Annotated in this window: 9 protein-coding genes; 8 read left to right on the forward strand and 1 reads right to left on the reverse strand. The window is 40.5% G+C overall.

Annotated elements, in window-relative coordinates; all coding sequences use genetic code 11:
• The first annotated feature begins 51 nt into the window (after positions 1 to 51).
• The 6 genes from BANVL01_RS07685 (at position 52) to BANVL01_RS07710 (ending at position 9,137) form a co-directional block, all read left to right on the forward strand.
• Positions 52 to 1,410, forward strand: coding sequence for a sulfurtransferase (locus BANVL01_RS07685; protein ID WP_066083664.1), 1,359 nt, complete (start codon positions 52 to 54; stop codon positions 1,408 to 1,410).
• A 70-nt stretch (positions 1,411 to 1,480) separates the two neighbouring features.
• Entirely contained in the window at positions 1,481 to 1,909 is a 429-nt protein-coding gene (locus tag BANVL01_RS07690; protein WP_156482212.1) for a hypothetical protein, read from the forward strand.
• 103 nt (positions 1,910 to 2,012) lie between these two features.
• Entirely contained in the window at positions 2,013 to 3,395 is a 1,383-nt protein-coding gene (rlmD, locus tag BANVL01_RS07695) for a 23S rRNA (uracil(1939)-C(5))-methyltransferase RlmD (protein WP_066096187.1), read from the forward strand.
• A 1,510-nt stretch (positions 3,396 to 4,905) separates the two neighbouring features.
• The gene (locus BANVL01_RS07700) at positions 4,906 to 7,197 is read left to right on the forward strand and encodes an FIMAH domain-containing protein (protein WP_066083668.1); all 2,292 of its coding nucleotides are present in this window, start codon (positions 4,906 to 4,908) and stop codon (positions 7,195 to 7,197) included.
• A 169-nt stretch (positions 7,198 to 7,366) separates the two neighbouring features.
• Positions 7,367 to 7,954: a TasA family protein gene (locus BANVL01_RS07705; protein WP_066147769.1), complete on the forward strand. Its 588-nt coding sequence runs from the start codon at positions 7,367 to 7,369 to the stop codon at positions 7,952 to 7,954.
• Between the two features lie 289 nt (positions 7,955 to 8,243).
• Complete coding sequence (locus BANVL01_RS07710; protein WP_066083673.1) at positions 8,244 to 9,137, forward strand: peptidylprolyl isomerase; 894 nt, start codon at positions 8,244 to 8,246, stop codon at positions 9,135 to 9,137.
• 12 nt (positions 9,138 to 9,149) lie between these two features.
• Here BANVL01_RS07710 and BANVL01_RS27685 read toward each other — a convergent pair whose 3' ends face one another.
• Entirely contained in the window at positions 9,150 to 9,326 is a 177-nt protein-coding gene (locus BANVL01_RS27685) for a hypothetical protein (RefSeq protein WP_156487426.1), read from the reverse strand.
• Between the two features lie 844 nt (positions 9,327 to 10,170).
• Between BANVL01_RS27685 and BANVL01_RS07715 the strand changes: the two genes are divergently transcribed.
• On the forward strand, positions 10,171 to 12,453 hold the full coding sequence (locus BANVL01_RS07715) for a M6 family metalloprotease domain-containing protein (protein ID WP_066083675.1): 2,283 nt from the start codon (positions 10,171 to 10,173) through the stop codon (positions 12,451 to 12,453).
• 319 nt (positions 12,454 to 12,772) lie between these two features.
• Positions 12,773 to 13,360 (forward strand): CalY family protein, encoded by a 588-nt coding sequence (locus BANVL01_RS07720; protein ID WP_066083676.1) that lies wholly within the window; start codon positions 12,773 to 12,775, stop codon positions 13,358 to 13,360.
• The last annotated feature ends 251 nt before the right edge of the window (positions 13,361 to 13,611 follow it).

Raw genomic sequence — 13,611 nt, forward strand, 5'->3', positions numbered from 1 at the left:
CCAAACAAACTTCTGCCATGGACACATGCAAATTTATAGGAGGAATACAAAATGGTAGTTAACAGAAAGGCAATCCGATTGCTTTTGTTGGGCAGTCTTCTAGTACTCTCAGCCTGTTCGAATAATAATACGGCGGGTAAGAACAAAAAGGAAACATCAGTGGTAACCCAAAATATCAAGACAGACGAATTGAAAGCAAATATCGGAAAAGATGACTGGGTAATTGTTGATACAAGAGCAAATGATGCGTTTAACGGCTGGGCATTAGATGGGGTTAAAAGGGGCGGTCATATTAAAGACGCCGTTGATTTTTCCGCTGACTGGCTAAAGGTAAAAGTGGATAAACAAGATGAAAAACTAACAGAAGTATTAAAAAGTAAAGGTATTACCACCGACAAAAACGTTGTTCTTTATGATGCAAACGGAAAAGATGCTCAAAACGTTGTTGAATACTTACAAGATAAAGGTTTCAAAAATATGTATAAATATGATGTGAAAGAATGGGCAGAAAACCAAGACTTGGCATTAGAAGCCTATCCTAATTACGAAATGCTTGTGCCATCATCTTGGGTCAATGATTTAATTAACAATAAAAATTACGGCAATCCTTATAAAATTTTTGAAGTCAGCTGGGGAGATGAAGCCAAGGATTATAAAAACGGCCATATTCCAGGTGCCGTCCATATTAATACGGATGAGGTAGAGGAAGGGCCAGTATGGAATCGTCTGAAAGACAAAGAGCTTGAAAAGTTCGCCTTAAGAAATGGAATCACAAAGGACACAACTGTTGTTCTATATGGCGCCGATTCCATGCCTGCTTTTCGTACAGCTGTTATTTTGAAATATATGGGTGTTACTGATGTTAGGGTGTTAAACGGAGGATTTACCTCCTGGAAAAATGGCAGTTACCAGGTGGAAAAAAAGGTGAATACTAAGAAATCAGTTACAGCATTTGGAACGGTCATTCCTGCTAATTCGGAATATATTATTGATTTGCCTGAAGCAAAAGCAATACAAGCTAATAAAAATAATGGAACACTTGTTGATATTAGAAGTTGGGAAGAATATACCGGAAAAATATCGGGTTATGATTATATAGAGGCCAAAGGGCGTCCTGCCGGGTCTGTTTGGGGACATGCAGGCTCTGATTCTAGTAAACTTGAAGATTTCAGAAATATCGATAATACAATGCGGAGCGGCTCAGAGATTTTGAGTATGTGGGAAAAAGACGGAATTAACATGGATAAAGAGCTGGCGTTCTATTGTGGAACGGGCTGGAGAGCTGCGGAAGTATTATTTTATGCCGACGTTTTAGGCGTAAATAATATCACACTATACGATGGCGGTTGGAATGAATGGAGTATGGACACGTCCAATCCTGTTGAAAAAGGTGAACCAAATAAGAAATAATGATATGTTTAAGGGAGAGACAATACGACGAATGGTATTGTCTTTTTCTTCTGAAAAAGGTGATGATTTAATGATAAAAGCCATGAAAACATTTTTCTTATACCCATTGCTTACATTGCTGCAATTTTCGGGAATCATCTTAGCCATTGTCCTAGAAAATTTATCAGCTGAAAAAATGGGAGTTGCCCGCTATTTAATTTTTAAAAAGCAACAGTTTGAATCGACTTATTTTACACCTCAATTAATCCTAATATATACCATTATTCTGGGTATAGGAGCAATAATTTGTACTCTGCTTCTCCTAACGAAAGGGAAAAGCAGGGGGAAAATTATTATGCTATTAGTCGCTGTAGCTGCCAATATTATTGGCATTATTTTTATTCAATTCAGCGCGGATTTAATGGCCTATCACTTCTTTATCATCGGAATGGTAATCGTAATTGTTGTTCAGTATGTTTGGATCATGAAATTCTTCAAACAAGAATCAAAATCTACCTAAATCGAATTTCGTCTGGAATTCGGTTTTTCTTTGTGATACATGCTATAATACGGGGAAAATAAAATTGGAACTCAAGCTTTATCCAAAAATTTGGAGTGAAAAAATGAAAACAGAACAAGGAATCAAAATCCAACTAAATCAAACATTCCCACTAACGATAAAAAGGCTTGGCATTAACGGTGAAGGTGTCGGCTATTTTAAAAAACAAGTTGTCTTTGTTCCAGGTGCCCTCCCTGGTGAAGAGGTGGTCGTCGAGGCAACAAAAATAAACCCTAAATTTGCTGAAGCGAAAATCAAAAAGATTCGGATTAAATCCCCGCACCGAGTGCAGCCGCTGTGCCCGGTTTATGATCAATGCGGCGGCTGCCAGCTTCAGCATTTGCATTATGACCAGCAGCTTAAAGAAAAACGTGACATTATCCTTCAATCTCTAGAACGCCATACGAAGCTGGCAATCGACAAGCTTGATATCCGTGAAACGATTGGCATGGAGGATCCATGGGGCTACCGTAATAAAAGCAGTTTCCAAGTTGGACAAAAAGACGGAAAAGTGCTGGCAGGTCTATATGGCCTTAATTCGCATCAACTCATTGACATCGACCAATGTGCGGTACAGCATTCGCAAACCAATGAAGCGACATCAAAAGTAAAACAAATTTTAGAAGAATTAAGAATCCCTATTTATAATGAAAAGTCACGAAAGGGAATCATCCGAACGATTGTTACCCGTGTCGGGGTGCAAACAGGCGAACTTCAAATTGTGCTAATTACATCACAAAATGAGATCCCCAAAATGGAGATCATCATTGAAGAAATCCAAAAACGGCTGCCAAATGTGAAATCCGTTGTCCAAAATATTAATGGCCAAAAAACATCGCTTATTTTTGGCGAGGAAACAGTTCCGCTCGCTGGCGAAGAATTTATTCAAGAAACATTGGGTGACCTGCAATTCGAGCTATCCGCCAGAACCTTTTTTCAGTTAAATCCTGTTCAAACGATCAAGCTTTATAACGAAGTGAAAAAAGCGGCGGCCCTAACTGGCAACGAAAAAGTGGTCGATGCTTACTGTGGAGTCGGAACCATTGGGTTATGGCTCGCCAATCAAGCAGCAGAAATCCGCGGTATGGACGTAATCCCTGAATCAATTGAGGATGCCAAGAAAAATGCGAAGCGCCACGGATTTACCAATACTAAATATGTACCTGGAAAGGCAGAGGAGATCCTGCCAAAATGGGTCAAAAAGGGCTGGAAACCAGATGTTGTAGTTGTCGACCCACCAAGGACGGGCCTCGACGGTCAACTACTTCAAACCATCCTGCAAGTAAAACCAGAGAAACTCATCTATGTCTCATGCAACCCGTCGACTTTGGCAAAAGACATTCAAACCTTAAGTTCGAAATATGAGGTTAAGTATATCCAGCCGGTGGATATGTTTCCGCAGACGGCGCATGTGGAGTGCTGTGCGTTGATAAAATTAATAAAATAATTAGCAGATGGGTCCAAGAATCTGTAAAAGATTCTCGGACATCCATCTGCTTTTCTTTCAATTCTCTCAATTCTTTCAATTCTTTCAATCCTTTCAATTCTTTCAATCCTTTCAATTCTTTCAATTCTTTCAATTAAGCGGTTCAACATATCTGGTGTTAGTTCTTGGAAATTTGCGAATCCGTCGGCCTGTTGTTTTAGCTAAATGATTGCTATGTCATCTTCTTTTGTTTCAAGAGAGGACTTCAACAAATCGATTTTAGTAGTGATATTATTCGTATCAAGTTAGCCTCTCTTATCAAATGATCACTACATGCTTTAATACCATGTTTATTGTAATTTCCACAAATATATCCTCGACAATTCTTTTAAAAAAGCATACCACGGCCACAATCTGTGCGGTAAGAATTATTTGTAAATAGATGATTTTCTACCTGGGGAAGAGTTTGTTTTCTACTAATCATTGTTGCTGTACAGCTTCAAAATCCCTTTTAGAAATAATCGCCTCATGGGTATTGCAGACAACGATTAATTTTATCAGAACCAACTTGATCCCTACTTTTATTAGTAACGCCTCGAGTATGGAAGATATTGGGCGGAAATTTGTATAAAGAACCTACAAGGGACATGTTATTTAAAAAGAGGGCTTTTGGTATCTGCCACATCCCCACTGTTCGTATCTTCGATTACTACCCATGCCCAGGCTCTAGGGCAGCCCTAGTGAAAAATCTGATAGATTCGAAGAAACAGTTTCCGAAAACAATCAACAAAAGGCAAACGCTAATAATAGCCCCAGTCGAATGAAAAAAAGTGGCAATGATCAAAGTGACATCAAATGAACTATATTCACCTTGGTAATATTATGTCTTTAATCCTCCAACTCTGCACTAACTATTCCATAGCATGCCAATATCTCGGGGCATAAAATGTCAGGCTCTACATGGACTTGATCATTAAAGGCATCGACAAGTTTTTTTTATACCAAAAATCTCTCTACAAAACAGGTCAAAATCCATGAAAAATTGACAAATACTTTGAAAAGTAACCATTAAATACGTCGATTCCTAACTATTAAACAAGTTGTATGTAGGGTTTTGTCAATTAAAACTTTCCCATAATTCGGAAAACTGACAAAATTTCCACTAATCAATGCTTAGAATTAACACTAAGGTTTAAAAGAATCTATTAAATATTTTATAAAGACATCATCATATTTATGCGCATTGGAAAATTCCAATAGAAGATTCTTTTACTTGCAAATTGCCAAGCTTACCAAAATAGTAGATTTCATGAAGATGTTGACATTTTTTGTAGGTGTTGACCGATTTATGACTATATGGTTTTGGCTTTGAGGGGGGTGATAAACCCAGGTAAGGCATTTAGCTGTAAAAGGAGGCGGGAAAGGGGCTAATAACGATAAAGAAATGACGACATAACGTAATTATCAGGGGGTACGAAAACAAATACCTACATAAAAAGTAGGTTATTTTCCAAGAGGGAGGAAAATTACTTTGAAATTGAGAATTAAGTTTGCCGCATTATCAACCACGATATTGCTTGCGTTGTCTTCAACATCCGCTTTTGCTGCGGATCCAGGGCTGGATAAAATGCCCGAACATGTGGATCCCCAGTCATGGATGCTTTCAGATAATATGACAGCGAATGACTATAGACCGATTCCGGGAATCAACTGGCTCACCTCGGATATCAAAGCTGAGAAGCCAATAAGGGGAGCATTGATAGTAGTAGATTTTCCTGATCAAGGGTTTATCCTTAGCCAACCCGAAGGTTCCGATCCGGCCGGGAACCCTAGAGGCGTCGGATCTATTCCCCGAGAGGAAGTTCCTGAGTTTTTTAAGGACTATCTCACCAAGCCAAGCGCCCTAAACAACTATCAAACGATGGATAGTGTTTGGAAGGAGAACTCCTACGGAAAATGGGGTGTTACCCTTGATGCTTTTGGTCCATACCAATTGAGCAAAAACGAATTTCAGTACGGACTTGACAGCATGAACCCTGGTACATTGCCAAAGAACTATCCAAGCGGAAACCTTTTTCAGGATGGAATAAATGCGGCCATGGCCGACCTTAACGCATCTGGAGTTGAATATGACTTTGCGTTCATTCTTCATGCGGGTTATGCCGAATCAGCCGTATGGCAGGAATTCGGTGAAATGATGTTTCTAAATCCTGATTCAATACCTGACGAATTTGGACCTCCGAGGGATTTACCTGGATTTGAAACCTTGCCAAACTGGGCAAAAACTCGTTATGTACCATGGACTTCCTATTTTGCAGCCAAAACGATTTGGTCTGCAGCATCCAGTGCAAAGATCAACGGCAAATCGATTCGTGTTTCTATTCAAGGCGAAAGTAATGGTTTGGCTACATTTGCCCACGAATTCGGCCATCTACAAACTCTTGGTGATAATTATAACAACCCATTTGGTGACCCTCCGGTACGGTCTTATGCGGGGAATTGGGAATTAATGGCCAGCGGAAGTTTCAATGGACCAGGCGGCCCGCATACGCGTTATTTTATTCCTGCCACCCAGGGTGGGTCTTCACCGGCGGAACATACATTGCGAAATAAGTTGAAACAGGGATTCCTATCCAATGATGAAATCATTCAGATTGACCGTGATAATATAAAAGACTCCGGGCCGTTGTTTGCGGATATTATCTCCCGTGAGGTGCCCGTCGGAAGCAAATTTGGCCGCACTGGTCTTCACGGTATCAACATCAGCATGAAAGATTTAACACCAACCAATTACCTTACAGGTGACTGGCGTAACGATATGCCTTCAAAAGCATTGTACAATAACTACACCATTGAAGTGGTGGATCGTGTCGGTTCAGACTCCTTCCAATCCGATTCAGGTGTATTGATTTCGAAAACGAAAAATGCGGAAAGTGCCCCGTTCATTTGGGTTGTTGATTCACATCCGGAAGATATTAATCTGCCTGATTTCAAAAGACCTGATGGCACAACAGCTATGTTTTCCAAAGGGGATGAGCGACAGCTTGCCGACGCTTTATTCCATTCAGGGAATGGGTCAACTTTGGTCAGTGGGAAATTCGATGGTTCAATCGGCAATGACACTGTTGTCAGTGAGTACGTTGATCCGTACAATAAACTTCATTTCTACATTTTAGGAAATTACAAAGATGCTGAAGGTGCACTTCATTATCAGGTTGCAGTCCGTAACACAGATGGTGCAGGCAGCTTTAAGCGCGGAGTAAATGTAAGCGATGGAGCCGTACAACCTGCCGTTCCTGGCAAAGTGGCGGTTTACCATTATAATGTGACAAATACCGGCGAAGCAAAGGATATTTTTCGATTGAACGCTTCCGCAGGTGCTGATTGGACAGTTCAACTAGATCACAACGTAATAGCTGTGGAACCTGGTAAAACCGTCGATGTTCCGGTATACGTCAACATTCCAAAGGGCAAGACAGCTCCGGCTAACATTACTTTCACGGCGACTTCTGAGACTGACTCCAAGAAAAGCGGTACAGAGACCAATCTTTTGCCGAGCAGCTTAACGGCAACCGGTCTAAGTTCTGTTATTGAAAGTTTTGACAAAGCGGGAGCATTCAAAGCCGGAGCAGCACAAGCTTTGAAGGCTCAATTGGCGGGCGTTGCCCAATTTGAAAAGGCTGGAACTAAGGATAAGGTTATTAAACATATGAATGGTTTTAAAGTGCTGTTGGATCAACAAAAAAATACGAATGTTATCACTAATAAAGCGTATAACAGTTTGAAAGCGTATGCCGATGCAATGATTGAGATCTGGCAATAGGTTAGATTTACTGTTCAGGATATACCTCTGTGCCGGGGCCTCCCGGCACAAAGGGTAACAATCTAAAAGGGATCAGTAACGCAATAACGGTACTGTAGTTCATTTTGTTTATCACAACAATAAAAATAATAGCCCTAAAAAGGGGAAAAAAACTTAAGGAGGAATAAACATGGGTTTCAAAAAGAAATTAGGTATGGGAATTATGGCGGGAATAATGGGGGTATCCTTAATTGGGGGGGGAACTTACGCATACTTTAGTGACAGTGAAGTTACGAACAATACGTTTGCAGCGGGCACACTCGACTTGTCGGTTCAACCGACAACAATCATTAATATCGAAAACATCGCTCCTGGAGACTCGATGACACGTACCTTTGAACTGCATAATAACGGAACACTAGATATCAAGGACGTGACGTTGGATACCGCGTATACCGTGGATGATGCTAATGGGGATAACACAGAGGATTTCGCCAAGTATATTGAAGTGGAATTTCTGTACAATATGGACCAATTTAATGAAATCATTTACAAAACAACATTGGATCAGCTAAAGGGTATGAGCCCTAAAGCAGTGTCAGAAAAGATATTTAACGAAGCTCTAGATGGTGGCATTCTTAAGACGGGCGAAGAACATGATTTGGTAGTGAAGTTCAATTTCCTTGATAACGGGAAAAATCAAAACCAATTCCAGGGGGATAAGCTCAATCTAACATGGACTTTTAATGCCACACAAGGCGCCGGCAGAGACCTATAAGATTAAAAAAGGTACGGTAGTGCAGCTTACTTATTTCAATTTTGATACTTCCCTATCGAACTTAAACTAGGGTATGGTTTCGTTGGGTCATATCTATTTCCCAAATTTCCGCAAGTTTATGAGGCTCATAGGAAATAAAAACAATAGAATGGCTGGGACAGTTAAAGAAACTGTCCCGCCTCATTAAAAAAGGTTTAGAAACGTTTTTAAACAAAAATAGCGAAGGCATTTTAAGGCTTAGTTGGCGACAATGACTTTGGAAATATGTCAAAAGTAGGGGTGAAGATAATTGAAGAAAATAATCATGGTTTTAGCCATTTTATCATTGTTATTTTTACTTGTTTCTTGTTCGGCTTTGACCTCAGGCGAAGGGAGCAAGGTACTTGTTAAAACGGACTATGGAACTATCGAAAAAGATGATTTATATAAAGAAGTAATCAGTTCCGAGCGGGGAAAAGAATTGATTCAGAAGTTGGTCTATATGCAAATTTTGAAGGGCAAATATGAGGTATCTGCTAAAGAGGTGAAGCAGCGGCTGGACCTTATAAAGGAAGAGGCCGGCGATAAAGATGGATTTAAAATGTTCCTAGAAAAACAGGGTTTTAAAAATGAAAATGAACTAAAGGATTATATTAAACAAACTATTTATTTCTTTAAAGCAACAACAGATGGGGTGAAAGTCTCAGATAAAGAAATAAAAGATTACTATGAACAAAATAAAGACCAATACACGGAGGTAAGAACCAGCCATATTCTCGTAGATAAGGAGTCAACTGCTAAAGAGATTGAACAGGAACTAAAGAAAGGAACTGACTTTGCCGAATTGGCAAAAAAATATTCGACGGATAAGGTGACTGGAGCAGAAGGCGGAGATTTGGGCTATCTTTCCGGGGGAAGCAAGGAAATGGACCCGACATTTCTTGCGGCGGCTATGAAATTGAAAAAAGATGAAGTGAGCGAACCGGTTAAGACAATGTTTGGTTATCACATCATTAAGGTAACAGATAGAAAGGAAACGACATTAAGCAAGGTGAAAGATCAAATCAGAGAAACACTGCTGGGAAAAGAGGCAAAACCGGTACAGGAGATATTAAACAAATTGAATAAAGAAATTGAGATTAAAGATGATGCATTTAAAGATGTATTTAAGGATGTAGAACCTCAACAACCAAAGCTCCACTAAAATGTCTGGTCATTACTGACTGGTTAGTATGACAAAATAGTCGTAGTTGGTATGATTATCACCGAACTTTACACCAATTACATAGTTAATGATGTTAATCACGATTTGATGAAAATTGGCCAAGCTATGTGGTGTCTTAATTCCACTTTCAACCGGACAAGGGAGTGGGTTCATTACGATGCGATACATCGCTTCGAACTGTAACCCATTCTCTTTTAAGAAAAATCCAAGGAGGCATTTTTTAAAATGATTTAGGATTAATCTGCCTAATTTTGATAATCAACACGCGTAAAATTTTGTCCTTAATTCTCCAACTCTACATTTTTGATAACCACTTTTGGACATTCTTAGACTAGCATTTATATCTGAAGTATTAACTTTGATCCAAATTATGGACCATTTCACAACCAGTATCCATCGACTGCTCTAACAATTCCATAGCATGACAATATTCCAGGACATAAAATGTCAGACCCTACATTGGTTTAATCATTAAGGGCAACGGCAAGTATTTTTCTATACCAAAAATATCCCCGTAGAACAGGTCGAAATCCATGAACAAGTGACAAATACTTTGAAAGGCACCCGTTAAATATGTCGATTCCTGATCATTAAACTAATTGTATGAAGGGATTTGTCAATGAAAAGATTTTTAAAACGTCAATGATTGACGGAATTTTCAATAAATAATGCTTAGAATTAACAATAGGGTATAAAAGACTATTAAATATTTTATAAAGACATCATCATATTTTTACATATAGGAAAATTCTAATAGAAGATTCTTTTATTTGGGAGTTTTCAATATTACCCAAATAATAGATTTCATGAAGGTGCTGTCTGTTTTATAACTGTATGGTATATGGCTTTAAAGGGGGTGGTAGACCTAGGTATGGCATTAAGCTGTGAAAGGAGGTGATAAAAGGGCTAATAACGATATAGAAATGACGACATAACGTAATCATCAGGGGGAATTCGAAAACAAAAGCCTACATAGGAAGTAGGTTATTTTCCAAGGGGGAGGAGAAATACTTTGAAACTAAGAATTAAGATTGCCGCATTATCAACCACGATATTGCTTGCAATGACTTCAACATCCGCTTTTGCAGCGGATCCAGGGCTGGATAAAATGCCTGGCCCAGTGGATCCCCAGTCGTGGGTGAATCCAGATAATATGACATGGAATGATTATAAAGAGGTTCAGGGTATTAACTGGAATACCACGGATATTAAACCGGAAACAGAACTTAGAGGGGCCTTGATTTTGGTCGACTTTCCAGATCAGGATTTTATCCTGACCAAACCTAAGGGTTCGGAGCTCATCGGTAACCCGCAAATTGACGCAATTCCCCGCGAGAAACTTGGGGAGTTTTGGAAAAATTTCTTGAACGTTCCAAGTGCAATGAATAATTATCAGTCAATTGATGGATTTTGGAAGGAGAACTCACAAGGAAAATGGGGCGTAAGCCTTGATTCTTATGGTCCCTACCGCTTGGATAAAAACGAATTTCAGTATGGGCTTGACAGTATGAATGCCGGTTACCTGCCAAAGAATTATTCAGGTGGAAACCTTTTTACTGATGGCGTAAATGCAGCAACAGCCGACATAACCGCATCTGGAAAAGACTATGACTTTGCCTTCATTGTTCATGCTGGCTATGATGAATCAACCGTTTGGCAAGAACTCGGCGAAATGAGGTTTTTGAATAAAGAAGCGGTGCCTGATGCATTTGGGCCGCCGAAGAATTTACCTGGATTTGAAAACATGCCAAACTGGGCAAGTACCCGTTATGTGCCGTGGACTTCCTGGTATGCAGCCAAAACAATTTGGTCTGCCGCATCTAGCGCAAGAATAAATGGCAATTCGATTCGTGTTTCTATTCAAGGCGAAAGTGATGGCATGGCCACATTTGCTCACGAATTTGGCCATCTCAAAGGACTTGGCGATAATTACAATAATGCGGCACTAGACCCACGAACCTATTCGGGTTATTGGGAAACGATGAGCCGGGGGTCATTCAATGGTCCCGGTGGAACGCACACCCGCTGGATGATTCCGGCCACCCTTGGTTCTTCCTTACCGGCACCGCATACACTTCGAAATAAGATGAAACAAGGATTTTTATCCAATGATGAAGTCTTGCAGCTAAACCGTGATGCATTAAAAGATTCTGGACCGGTGTTTGCGGATATTGTCGCGCGAGAAGTACCAATTGGCAGTAAATTTGGCCGAACAGGGCTCCACGGTATCAACATCGCCATGAACGATTTAACACCAACCAATTACCTTACTGGTGACTGGCGTAACGATATGCCTTCAAGAGCACTGTACAATAACTACACCATTGAAGTGGTAGACCGCGTTGGCGCGGACTCCTTCGCAGCAGATTCCGGTGTATTGATTGCCAAAACAAAAAATGCAGAAAGTGCCCCGTTCATTTGGGTAGTTGATTCACATCCCGAAGATATAAGTCTGAAGGACTTTACAAGACCTGACGGTACAACAGCAATGGTTGGCAAAGGTGACCCCCGTCAAGCTCTTGATGCTTTATTCAAAGCTGGGAGTGGGGCCAAATTGGTCAGTGGAAAATTCGATGGTTCCATTGGCAAGGATACAGTTGTCAGTGAGTACGAAGATTCGTACAATAAACTTCATTTCTATACTTTAGGGAATTACAGAGATGCTGACGGCGTACTTCGTTATCAGGTTGCCATCCGTAACACTGATGGCGCAGGTGCCTACAAGCGCGGGGTAAATGTAAGCGCTAACAATGTACAACCTGCTGTAGAGGGCAAAGTGGCAGTCTATCATTTTAATGTTACTAATACCGGCGCAGCAAAGGATCTCATTCGTATCAAAGCTTCCGCTGGTGCTGATTGGACAGTTCAACTAGATCACAACGTATTGGCCGTGGAGCCGGGGGCAACTGTCGATGTACCGGTATACGTGAAAATTCCGAAGGGCAAGACAGCTCCGGCTAACCTTACTTTCACGGCTACTTCAGAGACTGACTCCAAGCAAAGCGCAACTGATACCAATGTTTTGCCGAGCAGCTTAAGCGCAACCGGTCTAAGTTCTGTAATTGATAGCTTTGACAAGGCGGGAGCCTTCAAAGCCGGAGCAGCACAAGCTTTGAAACTTCAATTGGCGGGCCTTGCCCAATTTGAAAAGACTAAATCTGCGGATAAGGTTGTCAAACATCTGAATGGTCTTAAAGTGCTATTGGACCATGATAAAGATACGAATGTGATCTCTGAGAAAGCCTATAACAGTTTGAAAGCGTATGTCGATGCAATGATTATGGTCTGGCAATAGATTAGATTCACGGTTTTGGATATACCTTCTGTGCCGGGGGCGCCCGGCATAGGGGGTAACAAACTCAAAAACTTTTTAGATTGCCAACTCACGTGTGGGAAGGCTTTACTACTAATTCCACTACCAGGGGTGTTGTTACTGGACTTGCAGGTTATACCATTTGGCAGACTCTAAGGGAAATTAGTAGAAAAGAAGAAAACGAAGGAACAAAATTTTTTTAGCCTATTTAACCAGTTGGAATCGGTTATAAAACTACAACTTAATAGCCGTTCAAAAATAAAAGCCCTGAAAAGGGGAAAAAGCTTTAGGAGGAGTAAACATGGGATTTAAAAAGAAGTTAGGTATGGGAATTATGGCGGGAATAATGGGGGTTTCCTTAATTGGAGGGGGAACTTACGCATACTTTAGTGACAGTGAAGTTACGAACAATACGTTTGCGGCGGGAACGCTCGATTTGTCAGTTCAACCGACAACAATCATCAATATCGAAAACATCGCGCCTGGAGACACAATGACGCGTATCTTTGAACTGCATAATGAAGGGACACTGGATATCAAGAACGTGACGTTGGATACCGCGTATACCGTGGTTGATGCTAAAGGGGATAACACGGAGGATTTCGCCAAGTATATTGAAGTGGAATTTCTGTACAATATGGACCAATTTAATGAAGTCATTTACAAAACAACATTGGATCAGCTAAAGGGTATGAGCCCTAAAGCAGTGTCAGAAAAGATATTTAACGAAGCTCTAGATGGTGGCATTCTTAAGACGGGCGAAGAACATGATTTGGTAGTGAAGTTCAATTTCCTTGATAACGGGAAAAATCAAAACCAATTCCAGGGGGATAAGCTCAATCTAACATGGACTTTTAATGCCACACAAGGCGCCGGCAGAGACCTATAAGATTAAAAAAAGGTACGTTAATGCAGCTTACTTATTTCGATTTGGATACTTCCCTATCAAACTTGAACAAGGGTACGGTTGTGTTGGGGCATATCTATTTCCTCGATTTTCGCAATTTTATGAGATTCATAGGAAATAAAAATAAAAGAATGGCTGGGATAGTTGGAGAACTGTCCCGCCACCAGCGTGGTTGTATGCGGTAAGCTATTATGCATAAGGCCCCTACATCGCTGGACAAGAGGATGACAAGG

Origin of the sequence: Neobacillus novalis NBRC 102450 (assembly GCF_001591805.1) — a bacterium.
GTDB lineage: Bacteria > Bacillota > Bacilli > Bacillales > Cytobacillaceae > Neobacillus > Neobacillus novalis.

What these genes read in the sequence shown, in the direction of transcription:
- BANVL01_RS07685 (WP_066083664.1), top strand. Translation starts at nt 52, where the DNA reads ATGGTAGTTAACAGAAAGGCAATCCGATTGCTTTTGTTGGGCAGTCTT.
- BANVL01_RS07690 (WP_156482212.1), top strand. Translation starts at nt 1,481, where the DNA reads ATGATAAAAGCCATGAAAACATTTTTCTTATACCCATTGCTTACATTG.
- rlmD (WP_066096187.1), top strand. Translation starts at nt 2,013, where the DNA reads ATGAAAACAGAACAAGGAATCAAAATCCAACTAAATCAAACATTCCCA.
- BANVL01_RS07705 (WP_066147769.1), top strand. Translation starts at nt 7,367, where the DNA reads ATGGGTTTCAAAAAGAAATTAGGTATGGGAATTATGGCGGGAATAATG.
- BANVL01_RS27685 (WP_156487426.1), bottom strand. Translation starts at nt 9,326, where the DNA reads ATGTATCGCATCGTAATGAACCCACTCCCTTGTCCGGTTGAAAGTGGA.
- BANVL01_RS07720 (WP_066083676.1), top strand. Translation starts at nt 12,773, where the DNA reads ATGGGATTTAAAAAGAAGTTAGGTATGGGAATTATGGCGGGAATAATG.